Origin of the sequence: Microcoleus anatoxicus (genome assembly GCF_042465725.1) — a bacterium.
Lineage (GTDB): Bacteria > Cyanobacteriota > Cyanobacteriia > Cyanobacteriales > Microcoleaceae > Microcoleus > Microcoleus anatoxicus.
Window position 1 is genome coordinate 4,584,833 of the sequence record NZ_CP120853.1, and the last position, 25,459, is coordinate 4,610,291.

Annotated in this window: 12 protein-coding genes and 1 pseudogene; 3 read left to right on the forward strand and 10 right to left on the reverse strand. The window is 42.9% G+C overall.

Annotated elements, in window-relative coordinates:
* Window positions 1–206: 206 nt before the first annotated feature.
* Entirely contained in the window at window positions 207–1,151 is a 945-nt protein-coding gene (locus tag P2A85_RS19940) for a hypothetical protein (RefSeq protein WP_377475006.1), read from the forward strand.
* A 2-nt stretch (window positions 1,152–1,153) separates the two neighbouring features.
* Here P2A85_RS19940 and P2A85_RS19945 read toward each other — a convergent pair whose 3' ends face one another.
* The 3 genes from P2A85_RS19945 to P2A85_RS19955 all read right to left on the reverse strand — a co-directional run bounded on the left by P2A85_RS19945 (window position 1,154) and on the right by P2A85_RS19955 (window position 6,741).
* On the reverse strand, window positions 1,154–3,250 hold the full coding sequence (locus P2A85_RS19945; protein WP_377475008.1) for a hypothetical protein: 2,097 nt from the start codon (window positions 3,248–3,250) through the stop codon (window positions 1,154–1,156).
* Window positions 3,251–3,415: 165 nt separating this feature from the next.
* On the reverse strand, window positions 3,416–4,837 hold the full coding sequence (locus tag P2A85_RS19950) for a CHAT domain-containing protein (protein WP_377475010.1): 1,422 nt from the start codon (window positions 4,835–4,837) through the stop codon (window positions 3,416–3,418).
* Between the two features lie 209 nt (window positions 4,838–5,046).
* The gene (locus P2A85_RS19955) at window positions 5,047–6,741 is read right to left on the reverse strand and encodes a N,N-dimethylformamidase beta subunit family domain-containing protein (protein WP_377475012.1); all 1,695 of its coding nucleotides are present in this window, start codon (window positions 6,739–6,741) and stop codon (window positions 5,047–5,049) included.
* Window positions 6,742–7,051: 310 nt separating this feature from the next.
* On the opposite strand from P2A85_RS19955, the gene P2A85_RS19960 reads away from it, so the two are divergent.
* Together P2A85_RS19960 and P2A85_RS19965 are read left to right on the forward strand one after the other, a co-directional pair.
* The gene (locus P2A85_RS19960; RefSeq protein WP_377475014.1) at window positions 7,052–9,004 is read left to right on the forward strand and encodes an FAD-dependent oxidoreductase; all 1,953 of its coding nucleotides are present in this window, start codon (window positions 7,052–7,054) and stop codon (window positions 9,002–9,004) included.
* A gap of 78 nt (window positions 9,005–9,082) precedes the next feature.
* Window positions 9,083–10,153, forward strand: coding sequence for a Rieske 2Fe-2S domain-containing protein (locus P2A85_RS19965; protein ID WP_377475017.1), 1,071 nt, complete (start codon window positions 9,083–9,085; stop codon window positions 10,151–10,153).
* A gap of 128 nt (window positions 10,154–10,281) precedes the next feature.
* On the opposite strand, the gene P2A85_RS19970 is transcribed toward P2A85_RS19965, so the two are convergent.
* From P2A85_RS19970 to P2A85_RS20000, 7 genes and pseudogenes are all read right to left on the reverse strand, one after another.
* On the reverse strand, window positions 10,282–10,755 hold the full coding sequence (locus P2A85_RS19970) for a hypothetical protein (RefSeq protein ID WP_377475019.1): 474 nt from the start codon (window positions 10,753–10,755) through the stop codon (window positions 10,282–10,284).
* Window positions 10,756–10,855: 100 nt separating this feature from the next.
* Window positions 10,856–15,202, reverse strand: a complete 4,347-nt coding sequence (locus tag P2A85_RS19975; RefSeq protein WP_377475021.1) for a response regulator — start codon at window positions 15,200–15,202, stop codon at window positions 10,856–10,858.
* A gap of 560 nt (window positions 15,203–15,762) precedes the next feature.
* Window positions 15,763–18,858: an MFS transporter gene (locus tag P2A85_RS19980; protein ID WP_377475023.1), complete on the reverse strand. Its 3,096-nt coding sequence runs from the start codon at window positions 18,856–18,858 to the stop codon at window positions 15,763–15,765.
* A 301-nt stretch (window positions 18,859–19,159) separates the two neighbouring features.
* Window positions 19,160–19,435: pseudogene (locus P2A85_RS19985) on the reverse strand (M28 family peptidase); the annotation flags it as partial.
* A 302-nt stretch (window positions 19,436–19,737) separates the two neighbouring features.
* Complete coding sequence (locus P2A85_RS19990; protein WP_377475025.1) at window positions 19,738–21,489, reverse strand: AAA family ATPase; 1,752 nt, start codon at window positions 21,487–21,489, stop codon at window positions 19,738–19,740.
* The gene (locus P2A85_RS19995; RefSeq protein WP_377475027.1) at window positions 21,489–25,250 is read right to left on the reverse strand and encodes an Eco57I restriction-modification methylase domain-containing protein; all 3,762 of its coding nucleotides are present in this window, start codon (window positions 25,248–25,250) and stop codon (window positions 21,489–21,491) included. The genes P2A85_RS19990 and P2A85_RS19995 overlap by 1 nt, the downstream gene beginning before the upstream one ends.
* A complete protein-coding gene (locus tag P2A85_RS20000) occupies window positions 25,247–25,450 on the reverse strand; it encodes a DUF2283 domain-containing protein (protein ID WP_377475029.1) in 204 nt (67 codons plus the stop codon). The genes P2A85_RS19995 and P2A85_RS20000 overlap by 4 nt, the downstream gene beginning before the upstream one ends.
* Window positions 25,451–25,459 lie beyond the last annotated feature (9 nt).

A 25,459-nucleotide genomic window follows, 5' to 3' on the forward strand; every position in this document is an offset into this window, starting at 1 on the left:
TCCCCCACTGTATAAGCAATCTTAATAATTCCCATCGCCCGATCGCCCTTTTTGTGGATTTTTCCTGGGCTACTGAACCCTTGTATCCTGTGCTACCTGCCTGATATGTATAGCCAGAGGTTGCAGTATGATTGACCAACATATGTTTGCACAGGAAAAACCACCTATATTGTGGCCAAACCTCGTAAGTACAAGAGTGAGGATTTATGGAAGATTTCGGCATTATTATTGCCTGCTGCGACCAAGATTATCTGTTTGCTAAAGGTTGCTGTGCTAGTATCAGATATTTCCTAGGAGATGTGCCGATTTGTCTGTTGATTGACGGCACATTTTCTGTCAGTGCCTTAGAAAAGTCCTATGGAGTGAGAGTTATCGATCGCACCAAGGTGACGGAGGACGTGCTAAGGAACAGAAGTTTTGGCTGGGGCAAAACTAAGATGATTGCTTTCTGGGAAAGTCCTTGGTCAAATTTTCTGGTGTTAGATGCAGATACAATCGTTTGGGGCGATGTTCTCAAATTTGCTAACTTTCAGGAATTTGATTTTATTATAGACCAACCTTGTCAGGAAAATTCCGATGCCGATGTGGCGAAATTTTTCTTTGATATTGGCGGTGTCGAGAAGTATTTCCCCAATTTTCACTGGCAACAATATCGAGCCAATTATTTCTGCACAGGTACTTTCTTTGCTAAACGGAATGTTTTTAGCTTAGAGGAATACGTGGAAATTTTAGATTTTACCCAGGCACATCCGGGGATATTTAAGTACGGAGAAATGGGTTTTTTGAATTTTATGATTTTCCGGGCGGCCCAGGAAAAGAGGCTGCGGGTGCAGAATGTCGATATGCAGTTGTTGATGCCGGATTTTGACCAAGATTTGCTCAAAAAGCAATTTCCGATCGCAGAAAACGGGCCTGGGGGCGATCGCACCGCAGCAACGGTGATTCACTGGTGCGGGCCCAAACCAAGTTTATCTACATCTAAAATTTACTCGGAACCGATGAATTTTTGTCGCCGCAAATGCCAGGAAGATGTCTGGAATCGCACTGGTTTGTCCGCAGAAATGTTTCTGCAATTTGAGGATTGGCAGCGATCGATCTATGTGTATAAAAATAAGTTTAAGAAGAAGTTTCGCGAATTGACAGCGAAGTAACTTTAACCTTCGAGGGGTAAAGTTGGGCCAGATGGTGGTAAAACTTGGCGGTGAACGGTGATTTTGTCGCTTTCCCGCTGAGTTTGCATTTCGACGGCGATCGCCTCAAATTCGATTTCCATACAGCCGTAGGGAATTTCTAACTCTGCCGTTGCTTGGAGTTTCCCCAAACCGTTAGTTGTAAATTCGGTAATCCAGCGGGGCCCGTCCAGAATTACATAGGTTTGTCGATCGTACACCCAAATTTTCACAAAAATTCGTGGCATTAATTCGGGTAGTTCCACTCGGACTTTTACTAGCTTCCCTGGGATTATCTCTCTAGGAGGTTCGAGAACCGGCATTGGTACTAACTCGTCTGGAGACAAAACGTAGGGAGTTAAAGGATTTACTTCTGGTTCAACAACTTTTGTGGCTTTTGTTGTCGCCTGTTTCTGGGGATCGGGTGCTGGTTCATCAAAGATCACAAATTCTCTGGCTTCCCAGGTTGTAGGTGGGGGTGCGGAAATTTTAGATTCGCTGGTTTCCGGTGGCGGTTGTGTGGGAGTTTTGTTTTCGACAATGGCTATTTTTTCCCTGCTATTTTCTGCTGCGACTGTTGCGGGAGTAGGTGGCTGGGATGTTGCTTTCAGCCATTCCGGGGATTCACCGCTGGTGACGAAGGAACTCAGTCGCGACCAAAATCGATTTTGGACTTTTAAGGTTTGAAATGCTTCTTTTGTGGGTGCTGCTTCAGGTTCTGATGTTGTGGTTTGTGGTTGGGGACTGTTTTCAACTTTTTGGTCGATGGCTGGAATTTCGGCTTTTTCCAGTTCCTGTTTGATTTGTGAAGGTTGGGTTTGTGAGTCTAATTTCGGTTCTGATGGTTGAGTCGCTGTTTTGGTGTCCGGGGTTTGGTCGGTTTGACCATCTTTGGCAATTTCTGATAGCAGTCTTTCTCGGTTACTGTCGGGAATTTTTCGACCAAATCCTGGTAATTCTAATTTTTTGCTAGCACTTTTATCCTGACGGTTAGTGAGTTTTGGCGGTAAACTTTCATTGGTTTGGTCTGCTGGTGTCAGTGAAGTATTCGCTGTTTTTTCTACGAGTTTGAGGAGAGAGAGATTGGGTGAAATAGAAGTAGGTTTTGAGCTGATGAATGAGGGTTCTGATTTCTGTGTTTGTTGTGCGCCGAAATCGTCTTTGATGACATCGAGAAGTTGTTCTAAACGGGCTGTAATTGTGAAAAATTGGGTGGCTAGGGATACATTGTCAATGCTCAGAATTGCTTCTCCTAAAATTAGTCGGCTTTTGCACTCGGCTGGAATGTAGGTGACGCAGCCAAAGATGCAAGGGGGCTCTTGTTCTGGCATCGGCTGTTGGATTTCTGCTAGAACTTGTGAGGTTTGGGGATCGCGTAGGTAGATTTGTAGTTGGGCTGAACCGATGAGTTTTTTGATTTCTGCGGTTTGGGATTCGGGGATTGGTGTGGCGGTTTTGTTGGGGCTTTTGGGGGGTTGGGGAAGGTCGATTTTGCCGGAAATGATTAAGGGGCGACCTAGTTGGGTGACGAAGGTTTCTCGATCGAGGATGATTTGCAGGTTGTAGGGGGATTTGGGCCCAGATGCTTGGGGAATCGGGAATTGGTGGATTTTAGCGGGTTCTGGTTCTGGGGTTGGTGTGGCGACATCGGCTGCTGCTGCAAGTTCTGAGTCTGTTGGGGAACTGCTGTCTTCTGTGGGGTCGATCGCTTCTAGTGGTTCGGAGGTTTCCGATTCTGCGTGCAATACTTCTAACTGAACGCCGTATTGCCAAGGTTTCGCTGGTTTTGATTCTGGATCTGCTAAGCAGGAAAGTTCCCACTTGCCTGGTTTGAGTCTGGTGTAGGGAATGATGACTACTAATCCTTCTGAATTGGTGCGAGTCGATCGACTTTGGACTTGTCGCTGTGGTGGTACTTGATCTAGTGATGTGTAGCTAACCCGAATTTCGATGTCGGCGTTGGCGTGTGGCACCCGCGCCACGACGCGATACCTACCTTCTAGAATTTCCACGTCGGCGGTTTCTAGGGGTAACCAGGCGCGATCGCCTTCTTTCTGTAGCAAAAACTCTAATTTTTTCATATTTTTTTTCCCTTGGAGATCTCCGCTTTCTTCCTTCAAGGTTCGCGGTGGGTTATTTCAGAACAGCTACAGGCATTAATTTAATCTATGTTTTACACTTTAATCCAAAATCGGTACGGCTGGTTCTTCTTTTCATCCCAAATCTACCATTTCAAATCAGCCCAGTCACCAAGGACTGCCGATGATGCTGAAAGCTGCCCAATAGTATGGATGGGATAAATTTTTGCTATCGATTTGCGGAATAGACAAGGGCAACAATGTTTCCCCTCTGGAACTTCGCAGTTGACCGTTTTCGATGGTGACTTTACCTTCGATCGCAGCTATTTGTGCTTGTCGCATCGCTTCGGCTTTAATGATGGGAGGATCTTTTGGTTTGCTGACTTTTAATTGCTGGTAAAACTCGGTCATTAGCGCTAGGGTGCCGGCATCACTGACGTACCATAAGCTAGCCAGGGCTGATTTTGCTCCTGATTGCAGCGCTAACCCAGCAAATCCTAGTTCTGCTTCTTTGTCTCCTATGGCTGTTCTACAGGCACTTAATACCAATAGTTCTAGGGGCGGATTATTCCATTTTAAATCTCTCATTTGATCCAGTCCCAGTTGAGTATCCCAAAATTGAATATAGGAGTTTTTGGGAGCTCCAGACCGGAATTCTGCATGGGTGGCGAGATGGATAATTCCGTATCTTTTTTGCAGTCGCTGAGATTGCAAATTAACTATGGTGAAGTCTTCGTTGAGAAATGATTGACCAGGCCACTGTTGGGCGATCGCCCTTAATTCAAAAGGGACCGCTGGTAGGGGTTCTTTGTTGGATGTTTCCGAAAAAATTGCAGCCCCCATTGCGAGGACTTGGGTGTTTCTGAGGTCGGCGTAATTAATGTCTGTGAATTTGAAGGCGGGAATCCTGGCGATGCTATATTTTTGGATCAAAAATTGCTGCCCGTCGTGCATTGCTGCTAGGGGTAAGGTTCGCAAACCTTCGCCCACACAGAATAGTAGGGTTTCAATTTTTGCTGTTTGTAACTCTGTTTCTAAGGGGGCTACGATCCATTTATATAGTTTTTGGGCTGGTTCTAAATAGCTGGTAGTGTTGATTTTTCTGGGGTTGGTAATTTCGCTGCTGAATTCTTGGGCTACTGACTGTAAGTTTTTGAGTTGTGCTTCGGGTACGCTGCGGAGGATGGGCGGGCGATCGGGCAAGATTAATATGAGTTCTAGTTGGTCAGTGCGCGGTATCGCATAAATTAAAGCTGGTTTTTTCTGGGTTTTAACTGCGAGGCGAGATAGAGTGTTTGCTATTTGTTTGGCTGTTTTCGATCTCGCCCCAAAGTTTTCTGTCAAGTATTTTTGATAGTCTTCTTCCCAGTCTTCTTCGATTCTGGTAACAGCTTCGCCGAGGTTGCCTTCGTCTAGGAGTTTTCTCATTTCTTGCCCATTCAGTCCACCTGTGAATGTGGGCTGAGCCATAGTGCTAATATAAGCTGTACTCCACCAGAAAAATAGGAATATTAAACAGTAAAAAAGTGCTGTCTTGATTCTTTGCTTAATTTTATTTTTATGGCGGGTATGCTGGGATTGGTAGTCCATTTTTTTAGACCGATTATTGACATTTTTAACCCTTGAGAAAAGCACAGGTTTTAATAGGAACCAGAACCGTGACTATGTTTGCCTGATTATAGCATTCAGCTTCCTAGATACAATGGCTATTGTTCCTTCTTCCCTTTGCCTTCCACCCTTGAGGGAGTTGGAGGTTGGGCAGTTATTCTGCCTTCGCCCCAAGGGGGGATTCTGCTTGCTTATTTTTTCGATAAAAGCTTTGCCAAAACATTCCGCGTTATCTGTTGAGCTCCGCTATTCAAAACAGGCGATCGCAACTGTGGCGCATTATAATCATCCAATCCCCAGATCCACTGCATCGAACCAGTAGCAAATACTTTCGCCCCAGAATCTGCCCTATAAACAGTCATGTCAGCATAGCGAGTCCCGCCACCGTAAGGATAGGGAGAATGGGCGACACGAACTATATTTTTCGGGGCATTGCCAAACATTCGATCGACTTCATAACCCAAAAGTCCTGGCAACTTGTCACCCTGTTTTAAATCAGTTTTTTCGAGTAGCCAATCCGGGGCGCTTTCAGCAATCACAATGTCGGAATTCACCTGAAATGTTTCGTACATCACACCAATTAAAGAATCTTCGGGGCGCCCGATCGCACGATCGCGCCAGCGAGTTGTCACCAAAGAATCAAGTACCGGCAATTTATTGTAAGTAGCAGTTTCACCTAATTCTGCTTTGCCAATACCGTAATTCAACTCCCCGCCTGCCGCTATTTTTAGAGGTAAATTAACTCCACCCACTTCCTGACTCAATCCCCCCATGGGATCTAAATCAGCCATTTCTTTATAAGCAACTACTGTTCGATTCACTTCCCCAGTAATTCTGCTGGGTTCTAAGCGAATTTGCCAATAGCAAATATTCGAGCCAAAAAAGCCGATACTAACGCCTTTATCTCTAGCTTTTTCTATATTTTCTCGCATATTCCTCGACCAATATTCATCATGACCTACGGATAAAAATGCTAGGTGAGATAATAGCAGGCGCGAGTTAAAATGGGTATCAATATTAGTGGCATAAGTGACATCATACCCTTCTTTTTCTAGCCACCTCAGCATATTGTATTCCCAACCAGCACTCGCAGTTCTCCTTTTTGGCTGAAAATTGGTTAAAAATTCCCCAGCTCCGATACCGTAAGCTGCCTTGCGATTGGGACTCATACCGTAGGGTCGATTAAATGAAACTTTATAGGCTTGTTTGCCGCGACTGTTCCAGCGGTAAAGGGATTTGTAGCCCCAATTGTTGTAAGCTTGAAAAGTAGTAACGCTGGATTGAAACAACAGAGCGGATTTGCGCTCATCATCCCGGACTACAAAAATAATATAACTTTGTTTTCCCGTTTTGCTGCCAGTCAATTTTGCCAAATAAATCCCGCTCATCCATTCATCTGTGCGATCGGGAATTTGCAAAATATACGGGTCTTGCCAATGGCACTCAATTAGTCCTGATGCTTCGTCTTCCTGGGGCGGATTTTGTCTGATTCCCTTGCGAATAATTTGGTCATTCATTCGCCTTCCACCAAGCCCATTATACCATCCCATCCGAAATATGTCTATGGTATAATTAGGATCGTTAGTATTAACAAATAATTTAATTGCTTCACCCCGATTCACGCTGGTGAGAGAGGCATAACCTTCGATTTCTCGTTTGATGGCAGGATTTGTCAATTCCCAATCGGTTGTGCCTGGTTTTTGGTTTTCTAGGATGGTGGAATTAGTGGCGATCCTCTTCGAGGGCTTCGCTAACGCACTTTTTTCCCGACTAGAATAGTTTTGAGAACTGGCTGCTTTGTTAGCCAAAAAAGGAAGGGCTAAGCCAGTTAAGAAAGCTTCGATCAACTCTCGACGATGCAATTTGCCAAATAGGCTGACAGTCATTGGATTTTAGATGGGAGACAGGGAGGGGTGATGTAGACTACACATAACTTTACATCAGCCTCAGAAGATATCATACCTGGTGTAGATTATTTGCGATCGAACTTATGTACGGGCTGCTAAGACTCTGAGTGGGGATGTGTCGATCGCATTTCTTCACATATCATGTCTTAAGCTGAACAATTTTAGATCGAAAAGCCGATTTGAGATTTTTCAGGTACAAGCCTTGGGAAACATCCTAGCCACCTGGAAAATCTACAATCTAAAATCGATCGGCCTATTGATTTTGACCCCCTGTTACTTTGTACCACTGATGAGTCAATCAACCAATTCCCCGCTATCTCAACCACTATCACGACGAACCGCCCTCAAATTCCTCGGAGTTGGTGCCGCCGGCGGGCTCCTGGGCTACTCTAGATTTTCCAAGCCAGAGCCCACCGTGTTTCAGCAAGACACCATTGATTTACCGCAACTGCTAAACACCCCCAAAACCGTTGTAGTTGTCGGTGCTGGCTTGGCTGGGCTCGCCTGCGCCTACGAACTTAGTCAGCGGGGTTTCGCCGTAACGCTGTTGGAGAAATCGCCCCAACTAGGCGGCAAGATTGCTAGTTGGCCGATTTCCGTGGGGAACCAAACTTTTATGATGGAACATGGTTTTCACGGCTTTTTTCCACAATACTACAACCTCAAAAGCGTAGTTCAAGAATTAGAAATTACCGACAACTTTGTATCTTTAGAATCCTACGCGGTTATCTTTAGAGATGGCACATACAAACCAGAAGTTTTTCGTCCTAATCATTCCGCTTTTCCTTGGAACATAGTTGACTTAGGGATAGCTTCTCCTAACTGGACGAAGTGGGGAATTAATCTGACTAAACCCGCCCACTGGCAAGTATTTCGGGAAATAGGCGGTTTTCAAACTCAAAAAAGTTTCGCTAGACTCGATAACATCTCCGTTGCTGACTGGGTGAAAGGTGAGTTTCCCCGCGGACTTTATGACTTGTATTTCCTGCCTTTTGCTAAATCTAGTCTCAACTCGCCAGACGAATTGAGTGTGGGAGAATTAATGCAGTTTTTCCACTTCTACTTTTTCGGAAATCCCGAAGGTTTAGCATTCAATGGGACGCGGCAAGATATGGGAACCAGTTTAGTAAAGCCCATTGCTAAATACATTGAAAGTAAAGGCGGCAAAGTATTTACAGATGTGGCGGTTAGTAACATTCATTGGGAAAATGGCAAGATTGATTCCCTGAGTTACCAGTCAGGAGATGTGCAAAGTAAAGTACCTTTCTGGGTGAAGCAAAATTCACTTTTAAAGGACAGTAACGCCACGGCATATTTCGGGGCTGGAGATAGCGTTTATGCCACAGTACCGGGAGGAAAAGAGGCAATTTCCCTGAGTTGTACTCACCAGGGCTGCACGGTGCAGAAGCAGAATGATGGTCAATTTCATTGTCCTTGTCATGGCGCAGTTTTTGATGCTGAAGGGCGAGTGGTTAGCGGCCCTGCACAACGGGATTTACCCAGATTTAAGGTGGTCGATCAAAAAGCTGATGAAGTACAATTAGCAGCAGCAATTGACAATTCCAAAACTAAAAAGTTGGGAGAAACATTGCAGGCTGATTACTATGTTTTGGCGACCGACGTGCCGGGAATGCAGCATTTGTTTAGTTTGGCTAGCGGTGAGGTGAATCCGCAGGTGCAGAGTCGGATTGAGAGTTTGAAAATAGCCGATCCGTTTGCGGTTGGTCGTTTTTGGTTCGATCGCGATTTTGCATGGGAACACAGCAATTTTAGCTCGCTTTCCGGCTACAAACTTACTGATAGCATTACGCTTTACCACCGCATTCAAGATCAATTCATCGCGTGGCACAAAGAAACTGGCGGCAGTGTAGTGGAGTTACACGCCTATTGTTACAAGGAAAAAGATTTTCCGAATCAACAAGTTTTGCTGGCTACTTTTGAGGAAGAGTTGTATGAAATTGTGCCGGAATTAAAACAGGCAAATATGCTGCACCGGGAATTGGTAAATCAAAAGAATTTCTCTGGTTATCCGCCCGGTAGTTATGCGGAACGCCCGGAGACTTCCTGTGATGTTCCTAATCTTGTATTTGCGGGAGATTGGGTGAAAATGCCTTTTCCTTGCGGTTTAATGGAAAGGGCGGTTAGCAGTGGTTTGTTGGCGGCTAATGCTATTTTATATCAGGAGGGTTTGCAGAGGCGATCGCTCTTGACCGTCAATCCTGAAGGTGTACTGAAAATCTAACTCGATTATCCGGAGGGCGGGCACGGCGACACCGCCCCTACAGTTTTTTATGCTGGGCATAATTTGCGAATATTTGTCATGCAACACAAAACCCTAAAATCTCCATCTCAAAGCACAGAAAAAACTCACATCCGCCAGTTGGGAATTAATCTCAATCAATGGTATACTGTGGCTCGCAGTACAGATCTGACAACTGAGCCACTGGCTGTGGTAATATGGCATCAGGCGATCGTCCTATTTCGCGATAGTGCAGGCAAAATCAACGCTTTAGAAGACAGATGTCCGCACCGACAAGTTAAACTTAGTCACGGTAAAATTAAAGGTGACTTAATAGAATGTGCTTACCATGGATGGCGCTTAAATGCCATAGGAGAATGTGCAGAAGTTGATTATTTAGCAGAAAATCAAAAGCTGCCTAACTGCAAAATTCGCTCCTTTCCTGTCAAGGAACAATCTGGTTTTATCTGGATATTTCCCGGCGATGAAACCCAAGCCGAAGAAATTAATTTATTGAGCTTGCCAGAGTGGGATCATCTCAATTATATTGCCACAGTTGCAGTGATTGAATGTCAGGCACACCATTCATTTTTGATTGAAAATTTGATGGATATGTATCACGGACATTTGCATGAAGACTTGCAAGCTTGGGCAAATCCCGTGCTAGATTCTTTAACCGAAGATGAACACCATGTCACGGCTCTTTACCAGGCAGAAAGTTATTACAAAATAGATAAAATTTGGTCAATTTCTCAATTGTTTTTTAAATCTTTACGACAATTGCACCCGGAACCTTTAGAGGTGAGTTATGTTTACCCGCATTGGGTTTCCACTTTGGGCAAAGACTTTAAGATTTATTGCTTGGTTTGTCCGGTGAGCGAAACGGCAACCCGTGCTTATTTAATTCATTTTACTTCATTAAATGCGTTTTGGCGACTGCACAAATTGCCTGTATGGTTCCGCAGGTTTATTAAAGATAGTTGTTTCGGTGCAGCTCAAAAGTTATTGGATAGTTTGGTGCGCCAGGATGTGTTGATGATAGAGGAAGAACAACAGGCTTTTTTGCAAAACTCAGAAAGAAAAAGTTATGAATTAAATCGGGCTTTAGTCAGCGTGCAACGGTTGATGAGAAGTCAGGCGGAAAATAGGTAATTCCGCTGATTGACAGATGATATAGCAATCCTCAATCATTTGTGAATTTCTTACTCCCTCCCCGAACTCGCGGTCCGGGTTGGGGTGGGGTAAAAATATTTACAACTCCTGCAAGGATTGCTATAACTTTATTTTTTCGGGCGCTGCTGTTGATAAACACTCACAACTTTATCCGCATAGGTAGCTGTCGCCCCACTTTTGCAAGCAGCCGATTCACCTGTCATCCACCAACAAGCGGCGCGACGGATAGCAGTCCGTTCATTATTGCTGCTAGCTTTGTATTCGTCGCGCAGTAAATCTCGTGCTATACAGGTGACAATTGACTTGGCTTTTGTCGCGTCAGCCTCAAATTGTTGTGGTGTTAAATCCTGTTTGGTGCAGAATTTTGCCCAACGGGAAATATTGTTCGGTAAAACTTGCCATGGACTGTACATTCCGTCCTTGGGGGTTTGGGGTGGCGCGGCTTGTCGTAGGGCTTCTACGAAGGCCGAAACTTGGGCATCGGTAACTGCTTCGGCTGCTGCTGGAAGTGTTTGCAATCCCAGGCTAATTATCAGGCTGCTTAATAATAGATTGGTTTTGACGATCGACTTTAAGTTCATTTAGCTATGCCCTGTTTGATTTCAACTTTATTTACTGCCAAAAACTATACTATTTGGAATATCGACTGCCTCTATCTTCAGCATGATTTTCCCCCTTAAGTCAAGATGTCTGGCTGTATAGCAATTCTGCTTTCAAAGCTGCTTCTACTCTTTGATATTCGGCTTTAACTTTTTCTAAAACCACACCGGCTTTTGTAGACAAAGACTGGTTGGCATTTGTCCCCATCCGCCCCATCAATTCGAGTTCTTCGCAAAGCTCGAATAAGTGAAAAGCACCGAGAGTGCCACTAATCGACTTTAAAGAGTGAGCAGCCTGCCGCAAAGCGAGCGGATCGGCGTTTTTTACAGCCCCAGAGATGCTCGTTAGCAATTGGGGGGCTGTTTCGATGTAAATGTCGATCGCCTCGGATAAAGCTTCTACTTCTCGGAGTCCCTCAATAATTTGGCGACTCAGGGGGTTCTGATTGTCTGACGGGACTTGGCATACTAAAGATGGAGTAGGCACAATGTTGGCCTGGGAAATTGTCAGTTGTTGCGGTTCGGCAACAGTCACATTCGATCGCACTTCTAATTGATTTGTACCCTCCATCTCTTCAGCATTTGAGTTAACAGAAATCATCGATTGCCACCGCTCAAACTCGATAGGCGATCGAGATTTACAACTCTTCAAAACTCGAACCAGTTCGTCAATTTGGATGGGTTTGCTCAAATAATCATCCATTCCCGCCGCGAGGCACTCTTCGCGATCGCCCCGCATGGCATTTGCCGTCATTGCCACAATCCAAGGTTTCGCAGCATCATCCCATTGTTGACAAATCAGCCGCGAAGCTTCCAAGCCGTCCATTTCCGGCATTTGCATATCCATCAATATCACATCGTAGGGCTGGCGGCGCAAGGCTTCGAGAACTTCCTTGCCATTTTCCGCCACATCGGCGCGATAGCCCATCCGCTGCAAAATCTGTAAACCCACTTTCTGATTCACCAAATGATCGTCTGCCAACAAAATCCGCAGTGGCAACTCCTGGGCAATCATGGGTATACTTTTTGATAAACTCCCGCTACTGCGCTGCACTCTGACTTCAGTGCTCGATTCCCCAAAAATATTGATTAAAACATTATAAAGTTGGGATTGTTTGATCGGCTTGTTCAAAAAAGCAGCAAAATTCACCTGCTGCATCACAGGAGAGGTAATTTCCTGCCTACCCATGGAAGTTAGCATGACTAAGGGCAACTGTTCCCCCGACTCTAACATCCGAATTTCTGCTGCTAAAGTCAACCCATCGATTTCGGGCATTTGCATATCCAAAACCGCTAAGTCAAACTCTTCTTTTGCACTGAGCCAATCTAAAGCTATAGTAGCAGAAGCAGCAGCGATCGGCACCATTCCCCAAGACTGAGTTTGGAGAGTCAAAATTTGACGGTTAGTAGCATTATCATCGACAATTAAGACTCGCTTCCCTGCTAATTCTGGTTGAGAATTGCTCAAATTAATGGGCAAGCAATTATGGCAGCATCTAGCGATCGTGGTGCAATAAAAAGTAGAGCCACTAGATTTTAGATGATTAGTTGGAGTATCAATTTCATTTAATTCTTGTCCCTCGCCATTGTCTCCCAGTTCCTCATTCAAAACTGTCGGTTTAAAATCTTCTGGAGGATTGCCAGCTAAATTCCCCCTACTTTCCACCCACATCCTGCCGCCCATCATTTCCGATAAACGCTTACTAATTGCTAAACCTAATCCAGTACCGCCGTAGTGGCGGTTGGTAGAAGAGTCAACTTGACTAAAAGATTTAAACAACCGATCCATGCGATCGCCTGGAATACCAATACCAGTATCTTTTACCGCAAATTGTATTTCGTAGATTTGGTCAATTTGTGATTCTTCGCTCTCCAATGCTGACTGTTTTTTGGAAGTTGGCAAAAGTCGGGGCAGTTTTTTAGCAGTACATGATAGCACCACTTCTCCCGCTTCAGTGAATTTAACTGCATTACTGAGCAAATTAATTAAAATTTGCCTCAAGCGGGTGCTGTCCCCGATCGCAGTTACGGGCACGGAACTGTCTATAAAATAAGCCAATTCCAATTTTTTTTGTGCAGCCCTAGCAGCTACCAAGTCCAGAGATTCCTCAATGCAGGTGCGGATGTCAAAGGGATGTTCCTCCAAGTCCAATTTACCCGATTCAATTTTGGAGAAATCGAGAATATCGTTAATCAGAGTTAGCAAAGCATCGCCACTGCTGCGGATAGTTTCTACAAAATCTCGTTGTTCCGAGCTTAAGCGGGTATCCAGCAGCAAACCCGTCATCCCGATGACTCCATTCATGGGAGTACGAATTTCGTGGCTCATGGTTGCCAAAAATTCACTTTTGGCTCTGGTGGCTGCGAGTGCTTCGTCGCGGGCTTTTGCTAAATCAATGCCCGCTTGCTGGCGTTCAAGTTCGCTACCTACCCACTGAGCCATCAGTTTCACCAATTCTCTGTCTACCACTCTGAAAGGTTCTGTCATGGGATGAGCACTCCAGAAGCAGAGAGTACCGTAGACTTCCCCAGCCACCATGACAGAGATGCCCATGTAGGCTTCTATGTTGAAAGCCATGTCATGATTGAATTTGCGATCCGATGTGTTGAAGGACAAGCACAAAAACCTCGCCGACTCGAAGTGCAGCGGTTCTTTTGACTGGGCTGTCGCCACGCAGAAGGTTTTTTCCAAATCATAGATTTGTCCTTTGGCGATCGACCCATCGGGACACTTTACAGCCATGATTTGATAATTGTTACCTTCAATTGCAGACAAAAGTCCCACTTCCAGCCCGAACTGTCTGCATCCCATGGTCAGCAGTTCTTGGAGTCGCAAATCGAAGGTTGAGAGGCGATTTAGCGGGTCTGTGCGGGGTGCTGAGGTCACTTGGTACAGAGCTTTAATGGCTGCTTCGCTTTCTCGCAGTTCTTGTTCTGTTTGCTTGCGGAAGCTGATGTCGCGGGAAATGCCGATAATTTCTTGAACAGTCCCTGTTTCTGGATCGCGGATGGTGCGACTGGTAGTTTCAAACCAGATATACCGACCATCTTTGCGACGGACACGGTAGCTGAGGGTGTAAGTCACTGGCAGCGCCATCAATTTGGCGTGCGCTTTAGATAGCTTTTCTACATCCTCTGGATGGAAATAATTCTTGGGGAAGTTGCCGATCAGTTCTTCTGGTTTATATCCCAGCAAAGCGTTGCAAGCGGGCGATACGTAAACAAAAACACCTCTGGGGTTGTGTCGGCTGATCATGTCCGTTGAGTTATCCGCCATCAACCGATAGCGGTCTTCGCTTTCATTGCGTTCGATTTGAGAATTGCCCAAGGCTTCTAGCATTTGGTTGATCGTCTCTGCTAGGCTGGAGAGTTCATCTGCTCCGGGCATATGAACGCGCAAGTCTGGGTCGCCATTGGCCGCTATGTTGTTGACGCTGATACTCAAGTCTTGCAATCTTGCTAAGACCATTTTTTCTAGTAATATCAGTGCGATCGCGCTAAATACTAAACCTACAGCCAATATCGATAGAGTAAACAGTTCTAAGGTAGCTTGACCCTGGCTATAGATTACTCGGTCTACTTCTACTCGCAACATCAGTGCTAGATTGCCGTGGATGTCGCGAATCAGGGCGTATCCAGCAACTAAGCTTTTGCTAAGAGGCTCAACTAAAATTTCTACTGATTTGAGGTTGGAAATTATGATTTTGAGATTTTCCAATTCTGGTTGGGAGTTAACTGTCCTGTTGGTGTCTGGCCCATAGTAGCTGGTCGCTCCGACTTTAAAATCTAAAGTTGGCAATCTAAAGTCTACGGACAAGTGAGTCAGTTCGGAGAGTAATTCGATTTCGGTGTTGTCGAGATACCGTGCCAGAATCAGAGTGCCGCGACGGGGACCGATCTCGTTGCTGTTGAGAATTGGCTTGGAGCTAATCAGCAAGGTGGCTTCTGGGATGGTGATCACCCCTGTTTTGATCGATGGCATCCCATCCCCCGCATCTGCCCCAGGCTCTAGCAACGCCCCCGTCAGATGCTCTTGTAAGCTTTGGGGAATGGGGGTCTCGGCTTGGGATTTCAGGTCGAAACCTTTACTGAAGACCACACGCCCCTGTGAGTCTAGCACCATCAATAAATTCAGCCTTAAGTAAACAAATGTAGAATCTACGAAATTTGATTTGACAAAATCCTGAGTATGTGTATTCACGAAGGAGTAGGTGTCATCCCACTCGGCATAATCTCGTGCGGTAGTATCTAAATTCGATAAATCATCATCTAAAGCATCCAAAGCCCGCGCTACATCCTGACGAACGTACTGCGCCTCTAGATTGTGGAAATCGTGCAGCAAAATGGTTGATGCCGTCGCAGAAAGAACCACAATCAGGCAAATGAGAGCTGCACCAACAATTAATAGTGTTTTTTTTCGGAGTTGCATGGGGTTGCCCTCCTCAAGATGCCAGGAGGAAAATTTCCTGGGTCTGTTTGAAATGTAAGTCGTTTAACATTTTATTGGGATGACCTGCGTGTTTTAACTGAGCTTGGTACATATGCAGTAGCCATTGCTATACCTTAATATTCTGGATTTCACCAAAAATAATCAATCTAGTATCTAAAAACCTTTTGTTCCTTACTATCTATAGCCCATGAATTGTGAGTTATGACCTTATTATCTCAATTTTTTCAATTTGCAGGAGCGAGGGGAAAACAATTAAGCTTTAATCGTACCCTAGGTTGGTGGCCGATGGTTGGCAAAGGGGAGAGTGGGAGAGTGGGAGAGTGGGAGAGTGGGAGAGTGGGAGAGTGGGAGAGTGGGAGATTGGCTGAACACTATTTTTAGTTGGATAAATTATTTTGTTCTACTTTGGCTTTTACGTTTTAAATTATACCCAGAGCCCCGACTTCACTTAAGAAGTCGGGGCTCTAAAATAAGAGATATTTAGGTCTCCAAAAACATGGAGTGGGACAACCCCGCGTCGAGGACTAGAGGAATTGTTGTTACCGAATTACCGCTAGAGCACCAGCACCGGCGGCTGCCGCGGCGGAGGAAAGTGCGGTAAAAAACAGCCACCAAGCGGCAACTTCTGCTGCTTTGCGGGTTTCTTCGGCTTGTTTTTCCGCTTGCAATTTGATACTTTCGAGGCGAATCTGTGCTTCTTGCTGCAAGCGTTCAGCTCTTTGCAGGACTGTGTTTCGGCTTCTTTCGATCTGGTCTATCAAGCGGTTGGCGTCTGCTTCGGAGATATCGTCACGGGAACTAATGAGTGCTACTAAAGTATCCCGGTTGAAGTGTCCTAGCCGATCGCGCAAAGCTTCAAATCCAGCTTGGGGATCGTCAAATAACTTACGAACATCCTTGGTAATACCTTCGTAGTTGAGTTCTGGGCGATCGAGCGAATTGAGATAATCCCGAACTTTTGCCATAATCCCGTCAATTACCGACTGAATTCGCTCCTGAATTATCTGAATTTGCTGTTGGAATTGGTCGCGCACGGACAAAACTTGATCGACAATGCGATTGGCTTCGGCTTCCGAAATATCCGGCCGCTGAGACAACAGAGAAACTACTGTAGCGCGATCGATATGCGACAGCCGTTCACCCAAACTGTAAGCCCCAACTTTCGGATCGTGCAGCAACAATTGCAAATCCCGCTTAATAGCTTCAGGATTCAATTCGTCCTTGCCAGTATTCCGCAAATAATCTTCTAAAACACCCTGAAAATCCTGAACTTGACTTTGCATCCGCCTTGCCAAACGGCGCGGCGATTTCACAATCGAGCCGATCGTATTTTGCACTTGGTCGATAATTTGATTAACTTGTTCCTCACTCAAATCTTCTCTTTGAGAAAGCAGTTTTACCAAAGTATCGCGGTCAAAGTGCGACAGACGACCTCGCAGCGCCAAAGCTCCTTCTTTGGGATTTTCCATCAATTTAGTCAAATCGCGCTTAATCCCTTCAGGATTCAGTTCCGATTTGCCCGTATTCCGCAGATAATCTGCCAAAGCGGTGGTTGTTTCGTCGTACTGTTCCTTAGCTTTGTCAGCGATCTTTTGCGGTGCATTCAGCGCACTGTGCCAAGTCTCTTCGGCGCTGTCTAGGAGTTGATTTACTTGGTCTTCGCTGAGGTCTTTCCGCTGAGATAGCAATTTTACCAAGGTTTCGCGATCGAACTTAGAAGCTCTGGCTCTAAGAGCCCACATTCCCGCTTCTGGATTGTTTAACAGAGTTTTAAAATCTCGCTGAATCCCTGCGGGGTTGAGTTCTTCTTTTCCGGTAGATTGCAAGTATTCTTGCACTTTTTGCCACTGATTGTCTAGGCGGACTTGGGCGGCTTCTTGCAGACCTTTGGCATCTGCTAAAACTACATCTTTTGTCCTTTCCAACTCCTTAACAATCTGTTCTACTTCTTGAAAGCCGAAGTTTTCCCGACCTCTGAGGATTTGGATAAAACTATCACGATTGTAGGGAGCAAGCCGATCGCGCAACTGTTCGTAACTAGCATCGGAGTCTTCGAGGATTTTCTTGAACTCCTTACCAATACCTGCTGCTGTCAGTTCCTCTTTTGGTGTTAACTTCAAATAAGTTTCCAATCGCCACTGCAAATCCCGGACTTTTTCTTGCTCCTCCGCAAACATGACAGAGTTTAACACTCGCTGTCTAATTGCGTCTAATTCATTGGTGATTTCTTTGATTTTGCTTTGAGTAAATACTCCTCTGCTAGCCAGAATTTCCGCAAATTTTGACTTGTTGAGTTTTTCTAATTCGCGGCGAACTGTTCCCGCATCTGCACTAGGATCGTAGAGTACATCTCTAAAATCCCGCTCGATGGTTTGCGGGTTCATTTGCCAGGAATAAGCATTAAGAAGGTAGTTTTCTACATCGGCTCTAATGGGGCTGTAAGTTTCCGGTTCGCCTTTGACTTGAGCGCTAATTTTATCAGTTTGCTGGCTAACTTTATCTTTGGCTGTTTTTAGCTGACCGACTACTTTTTCCACATCAAAGTCAGAAATATCTGTGCGTCCCAAAACTATTCCCATTAAAGCATTGACTGCCATTGTCGTTGCTTGGGACATCATTGTCGGGTTTTGTCCTTGATTTTGACTACCCAGATTTCCTAGTGCTTGTTCTACCCTACTTGTCAATTTATCTGAGAGCAATTCTCCCGATTTTGCAGACTTGAAATATTCTACTAATTGGGCGATACCGTCTGTTTGTTGCCCCTGTTTTCCTACTTGTTTCCAAGCGTCTTGAAGTTGGTCTACAATGCGGTTGACATCGCGTTTTGAGAGGTCCGATCGCGAACTGACTAATTCTACAAGGGTTTGGCGATCGAGAGAAGGCAAATTTTCGCCCGCAATAGACTTAAGTTGGGGATCGTTGAGCAACTTTTCAAATTCACTCCGCATCCCTTTGATGTCTAATTCAGGCGGTTTCAGGCCTTGGATGTAATCTTCGACGTTTTCCCGTAAACTTATAGGGTCGATCGCGCTACCGAGCTCGTGGCCCACCGCTGCGGCTGCTGCTTTGGCTGTAGCCACCACTTGATTGCTGGCTGCTTTTGCGCCCAGGGCGGCGGCTGCGGTACCGACAATGGCTTGAAAGCCTGATGTTGCGGTGTTGACGACGGAACCAATCAGGGAACCAACGGTGGTGGAGCTCACCCACACCAGCATAGAGAAGTAAGTGGCCCACACGACTAAACCGACGATCGCACCTAAACCGGGGCTGCTAATCAAACTCAGTTTAACTGCTAGCAAGCAGGCGAAGAATAGGGCGATCGTAACAGTGATTAGCGTCCAAGTTCCTACCTTTTTACCGATGTGTCGGACTTGGGGGCTATCGCTGTGAGAATGGGAACTCTCATGGGATTGATTTCCCATGTAAGAAAGCCCTGCTGCTACTGATAAGTTGGTTAGCAAGAGTTGGAAGGCGAAAGCAAGGACGACTCCTGCGATTAACGCAATAAAAAATTGCGGCCCGGAATACAAGAGTGCTGCGTCTTCTGCGGTACTCACAGTCCGCTCTGCTGGCACTTGGGCCAGCCAGAGGCTGATATTATAGATTTGTGAAGTTATTGGCAAGTTTTGATACATAGTATATTCCTCGTTCAGGTGCGGGTTCGCATAATTGAGTTGGCGATAATTGAGTTGGCGCGCGATCGGCTAATGTATAGTTTCTGTTTTTTGCCCTCAATGCCAAGCATGACCTGATTAACGAGCTAAAGCATCCCCCTACAGTCGGAAGTGTATAAATATGTCTGTGGCTAGCTGTCACTTTAGGAATAATTGTGCTATATGAAACTTTACGAGTAGTCAGAAACCGGGTTTTTGCGAAAATACTTCGTTACACCTCGTAAAAACTGCTAAAAACCCGGTTTCTTTGGTTTACGAAAAACTAATTGATATCAACTCCCACCAAATCTGCCACAACTTTCTCCAATCCAGCTATCACCTTCGCCGTCCGTTCCCAATCAACCTTATCCGGCGTATCCTCAGAAGTATGATAAAAAGGATAACGATAAGGAGCCGTATCAGTCACCATCAAACCCGGATAACCATGCTGCCAAAAAGCCCATTGATCTGACCAACCAACACCGGGAATCACACCAGGAATTGCTGCACCTTCCGAGGGAAATTGAGCATGGCCGCGGAAAGATGCGATCGCATCCCTATAAGGTCTAAAGACTCTGAGTTTCCCACTTACCGAACTTCTTTTATGAGTGCTGGTTTGATATAGCAGTGCTTACTTTTTGGAAAATATTGGTACAGTTTAATTTTCAACTCTTCAAGTTTTTGAGACACAAAAAGAGTGATTCCCAGAATGCTTATCCAGTAAAACTTTCAGCCTTAACATAAGTTTCTGTACGACTGCTCATTTACCCCCAAGCCTATGAAATTGAGACTTTTAGTAAGTTCAAGTCTTGGTTTGATTTTTTTTTGATAGTATCGATAAAATTTACTAAAATCCTTAGTTCAAGTAGTCTCTGGAGAGTTTAAAATTTCTTTTAATCTTCTAACTCCCTCAATAGCTTTTATTAACTCTCCCTCGTAAAGTGGGACTAGCGAAGCGTGAGATGCGGGATTCATAATGCGTATTAACAATTCCTTAATTTCGTTCAAGACTCTTTCGTCGTCATGCTCTAGCTGAGATTGTTTGACCAGATAGTTCACAATTTTTCCTTGCAAATTTCTAAGTTTACTTTTTTCAATTGAAGACAAAGAATCATCATTTTCAAAGTCTATCTTTAGTTTTTCAATCAATTCTGTATTTATATTTAATCTTGTAAAAACCCTGTTAAAGTCATCTCTTCTATTTCTAGTGCGTGCATTTATAACCTGGTTAATTCTTTCAGTAACTGGCTTAAATGTACCTTCTGAGCCTGCTAAATTTAAGCTTTCTAAATACTTATTTATTGCATCTTCTACCTCTTTTCTTAGCTCATTTCCACAGGCTTCATATTCACCATGCAACAAAAAAAATTCTGCTTTTTCCATTCTATTCAGATCGCGTTTTACATTTGGAGCTTCGTTTATATTTTCAGTTGCTTTATGAAACTTGAAATATTCCCATTCATGAGGAGATGTGTGGCGTTTGATTAGTTCATAAAATCCTAAATCATGGGTAAGAATTATTTTCTGAAATCCACCAAAGATATTTTCGAGATTAGGATCGTTATCAGTATTTAAGATTATCCGCACGACATCCATCCGATTAGAAAAATCTAAGCTGATTAGCATATCATCCAGAACTAGAATTTTAAATCTTGCAGATCTTAGAGGTCGGGTACGCAGCGCACCGATACGAATACCTATAGCAATTCTGGTAAGTTGAGCTTCGTTTAAAAAAGACTGCACCCGTTTTATGGGTTTCCAAGGTGGTATTGAGTTTGCTTCATAGACTTCAACAGATAGCTTAATTTGTAATTGCTCATGTCTATAACTTTGTCTGTCTTCTTGCCATATTTTTGACTTAACTAAATCAAAGTTAAACTTTTTCTCGAAGTTGAGTTCAACTCTAATAACGTCTTTGCCTTGAAAGAAATGGTCTTTGATGAATGTATTGGCACTGTTTTGAATTTCTGTTAAAAGGGTTTGGATTTTGGTGTTTAAAGTGTCTAGCTCGTCTATATAACGTTGCTTTCTACCACGAGTTACGGCGTATCCTGCCTGTGTTCTGGGTATATCTAATGTTGGAGTTTTGATAATATCTGCCAGCCAGTTTTGAGTGCCATCAGTTAGAAATGGAAAAATATCACGCTCAAATACTGACCATAGGTTAATCTCTTGTTTATGCGGTTCTCTGTAGAAGTTATGCAGCAATTTGTAATTAATGAAGTCACTTGCAAGATTTAACTCCTGAATTATTGTGTCATCATTAGTATTAGTATTGATGGTGTCATGGGAAACAGTATAAATTGTCTCTATGCTTGATTCTGTATCAATAGATATAATTTGGATGTAGGCATTTTCTGCTTCATCCATGAAGATATTTTTTAGAGTTTGATGGGTACTTGTGTCTGATTCAATGTAATTAACAAAATATTTCTGGACATCTTCATCTGTTTTAGTGCTGCTTTGTAAAAATGTGTATAAAGCCCAGAATAAGGAAGACTTGCCTGAGCCGTTATTACCATAAACTAAGAGATGCTTGCCCTTCAAAAGAAAAGATTGTTCTTGTTGAAAGGCTTTAAAGTTTTTGATTTTAATTTCTTTGATTCTTTTCATTATTTACTCTCTAAAATCGGTTTCAAAATATCAGGGCTTCTGACAGCAAATAGCTTAATGCGATCGCGCACTTCATTATCTGGATCTGTCCATTTGGCATAAAGTTGTTCAATTACTTTTTGTTTTGCCGTATCCTCTAAATTTTCAAATACTTTACCTTGCATTACTTCTTCAATATCTCTTTGTATAAATTGAAGAATATCAATTTCTTTTTCTCGTATATGTCCAGAAAAATATAACTCCAATACTGCATAATCAATCAAGGATTCAAAGAATGTAGATGCAATATTTTTTGATTTTAAAAATATAACTATATTAGATAATTGGACAAACAAATATTGCCCTTGTTTATCAATGCTTTTAATAGGCAATTGATTAAGATTAACGCCTTTTACTTGTGCAAATGTTCTTCCTAATTCTCCAACTATTATATTATAAAAATAATTTATAACTTTAGAATTGAGAAGAGCCAAAATATATTTTAACTCGAATCTAGGGTCGGAAATAAGAAGTACAAATACACTTTTCCAAGCATATAATCTTTCATTGTCCACAGCAGCAACAATTTTATCTCCAGTTTGTCTAATTAAAATTTTTTCGTCCGCTAAAAATAGCCTTTCTTCTCTAGGTCTATGAAGTAACTCTCTTTTATATAAAACATATTTTGGCTCTCTGTTAAAATATGTAATGAAACGTTCAAAATTTCTTCCGCGAACCATTGGCTTATGATATTCAGAATCATTGGAGTCCGAAATAAATTCAGGCTTACACTCAATACCAATTTTAATTTCTGCAACTTCTTCAAGAGGAATAGAGTTTTTCAGAAGCTCGTTATAAATAAATAAATTAGTTGGTGTTAGCGAAAGATTAAACTGATTTTTTGGTAGCCTTGTAAACTCATTTTGTTTAATAGAATAAAAGAAATTATCCAACAATTTAATACTTTGATCTTTAAATCTTACAATGTTATCGTCCGCTTTTTTGTTTTGAACCATTAAAATGGCAGTAGGAACAACTGCTGATTCAAATACATTAAATCCAAGATCAATTATTTGATGGATTGTTTTTTCTAATATAATCTTTCTAATATTTCCTGAAAACCATTGCATTAAAAAAGTATTAGGCACAATAAAGTTTAATATGCCACCTATAGAAAGAAGTTTTAAATTGTGTTCAATAAAATATACATAAGATTCATAATCACCTTCCATTGAAAAATAATTTTCCTTTATATATTTTTTCTCAAACGCATTAAATTTTGCTCCATATGGTGGATTACCTATAGTTATATTGAATCCATCTAAAATATCAAACATCCACTCTGGGTCAAAGAAAGGAGAAGAAACATTTTGATTGTATGGGTCCCAATTTGCCAATTGACTAGCCATATCAGTACCCCAGCCATTTCTCTGTAAAACCACAGCAATTTGTTCCCTCAAAGCCTTATCTTGCTCTCTCAACTTGCGCTTATGACTAGGAGACTTAGAACTAAATAAACGATGCCTGACCTTCTTCAAATCCGCTTCTAACTTCTTGATTTCTGGCGTATCAAACAAACTTAACTGCGCCTTTGGTTTCTCAATGCCTATCAAAGTATTAGCCGCCACAAACTTAGTTTCGAGGTTAGGCAAAGGACGAATCCCAAAATTATCCTTACTCGGATCAACCCTTTGATCAACCACCAGCGAAATAAAGAAACGCAGCTTAGAAATTTGGGTAGCAATGGACTGTATATCTACCCCATAAATACAATTCTCAATCAGATATAACTTACGCCCATAATCCAACTCATTATTAGCAAAAGCTTCCTCAATATCCTTAATTTGAGCATTCAAATCTTGAATACCTTGCTCCCGATATTGAGCATCATCTAACTCCTCTAACTGACTAATAGCCGCTTCAACCCTTGCAATTTGACGCTGTTTCCATTCCGTATTTTTCGGGTCAACCTTAAATAAAATATGTACCATCTTTTGCAAAATCCCCATCGGGAAAGCACCCGAACCACAGGCAGGGTCAAGAATAGTACATTTATCCAAAGCCTTAATAATCCGTTTCTGAACCTCAGCATTCCCTTCAAACGGATTAACAGCATCAAAAGAAACCAGTTGACGCAATTGCCGATCTAAATCTTCCTCTTGATATCCAGACTCTTGAGCAAGTAACTCATTTTTCAAATAAGCAATCAAACTCTCATCCACCATGTAATTAACAATCTCACGGGGCGTATAAAAAGAACCTGTTTGCTTTCTCGCTGTCGTCTTTGTCTCAGGATTATAACTAGCCAAAAGATTCTCAAACACCTTACCCAACAACTCAGGATCGAGTGCTACATCCTCTTCAATCGGTGTATTTTCTGTAATCGTAAATTTGTAAGCCTTGAGAATATTGATTAAACCCTTTACCGCCGCCTCTTTTGTACCCTTATTGGTTGCACCATATTCTGCACTTAAATCAACCTTCTCCTCTGCTCCAAAAAACAAATAATCAGGAACAATCAATTGCTCTGTTTTAGGTAGATTGTCTGAAAATCCGTCAATAAATACCTTGTTTAACTTATCGTCCAAACATTCAAATAACCCACCATTCAGGAAAGGGACAACACCATTCACCATTTCCACAAATATCTCTGGATTCTGGAAGTGTTTTTCATAGCGCATCAAAAAATTAGCGTCTCGGTGCTGTCCATAGTTATCCATCTTCCGAAAGCCTCTGACGCGATTATCGTGGCTTTCCATTGGTTTAATTGGACAGTTTAGTGTCGCAAAAAAGAGATTTTGTAAAATAGCTTTGTAATAGATACTGTCTTGATTTACCTGCTTAAACAGTCCTAAATCAGTATAGGGAGATATATTTTTTAGAATATCCCTTTGCAAATCATCAAGTTCAAAAAGTTCTGGAGGAATTAACCCTTTTTCTTTAATAAACCAAACAAAAAGTAATCGCGTTAGCAAACGGATCACATTTTTAGATTTGTGTTCTTGTTTTAAATCTTCAAGACTAAGCTTTTTAGCCTGAGCTTCAAGCAAGTTTGGTTCTGAGGGAAAGGTGACACGCCCCACAGCCCAAAAATACCAGTTAGAAAGATCCTGATAAAATTTCTTATTCAGTAAACTGACACTAAGGACTTCTTGCCAATACTTATAAAGACTGGCAAACGAATCAACCTTATTTTTGCCAGTAGTCGAAATCGCTAAATTTGCCAAAATCCTCTCATGTCCCGAATGAGGCTGCCTAATATCAATATCCCTTAGCAGCGTCACCTTACCCGCCTTCTCACCCTCACGATTATCCTTATATTTCAACCTCTCCGTATTCGCAAACGCCAGATATGTTTTGTCAGCACCCGCATACTTAAACACCACTACGACAGGCGTATAGCAAAACTCCCGATTAAAAGCCCGCGCTATTTCCGCTAACTGCGATCGCGTTGGCAACAAACCACCATCACGATTATTTAAAGTCACCCCAAAAATGACAATCCCATCATAATCCGACTTAATTTTGTCAATACTTAAACTCTTCCCACCCCGAAACGCCGCATCATCAACTATGCCTAAAAAATAAACACCTTTACCTTTATCTTTATCTGGATCTTCAATTAACTGAAAAGACTTATTCTCTTTTTTATAAGTGTTCGTGAGAATATCTTGAGCAGCGATCGGCACATCCGTTACAGAGGCGATCGGTACTTGTAACTCCGCAAAAAAAGCGCGTAAAGCTGGCAGAAAGTCTAATTGATTAAAAATAGCTAAGTTCATTTTGCCTCCTCAAACGCATATAAAAATTCGTGCGTATTTTCAACCACACTCTGAGCATCTAAAATCTCCAAACGTACCAGCTTACCGTCATATCCAAAATCTGCAATCACATTCGGACGGATCTCATCAGATTCCCTAATCCTTGCCTCTCGGAAAATAATAGTTAAAGTGTCACTCTCTTTATCAAACTTGATTTTCATGATTAATGA

What these genes read in the sequence shown, in the direction of transcription:
- P2A85_RS19940 (WP_377475006.1), top strand. Translation starts at nt 207, where the DNA reads ATGGAAGATTTCGGCATTATTATTGCCTGCTGCGACCAAGATTATCTG.
- P2A85_RS19945 (WP_377475008.1), bottom strand. Translation starts at nt 3,250, where the DNA reads ATGAAAAAATTAGAGTTTTTGCTACAGAAAGAAGGCGATCGCGCCTGG.
- P2A85_RS19950 (WP_377475010.1), bottom strand. Translation starts at nt 4,837, where the DNA reads ATGGACTACCAATCCCAGCATACCCGCCATAAAAATAAAATTAAGCAA.
- P2A85_RS19955 (WP_377475012.1), bottom strand. Translation starts at nt 6,741, where the DNA reads ATGACTGTCAGCCTATTTGGCAAATTGCATCGTCGAGAGTTGATCGAA.
- P2A85_RS19960 (WP_377475014.1), top strand. Translation starts at nt 7,052, where the DNA reads ATGAGTCAATCAACCAATTCCCCGCTATCTCAACCACTATCACGACGA.
- P2A85_RS19965 (WP_377475017.1), top strand. Translation starts at nt 9,083, where the DNA reads ATGCAACACAAAACCCTAAAATCTCCATCTCAAAGCACAGAAAAAACT.
- P2A85_RS19970 (WP_377475019.1), bottom strand. Translation starts at nt 10,755, where the DNA reads ATGAACTTAAAGTCGATCGTCAAAACCAATCTATTATTAAGCAGCCTG.
- P2A85_RS19975 (WP_377475021.1), bottom strand. Translation starts at nt 15,202, where the DNA reads ATGCAACTCCGAAAAAAAACACTATTAATTGTTGGTGCAGCTCTCATT.
- P2A85_RS19980 (WP_377475023.1), bottom strand. Translation starts at nt 18,858, where the DNA reads ATGTATCAAAACTTGCCAATAACTTCACAAATCTATAATATCAGCCTC.
- P2A85_RS19990 (WP_377475025.1), bottom strand. Translation starts at nt 21,489, where the DNA reads ATGAAAAGAATCAAAGAAATTAAAATCAAAAACTTTAAAGCCTTTCAA.
- P2A85_RS19995 (WP_377475027.1), bottom strand. Translation starts at nt 25,250, where the DNA reads ATGAACTTAGCTATTTTTAATCAATTAGACTTTCTGCCAGCTTTACGC.
- P2A85_RS20000 (WP_377475029.1), bottom strand. Translation starts at nt 25,450, where the DNA reads ATGAAAATCAAGTTTGATAAAGAGAGTGACACTTTAACTATTATTTTC.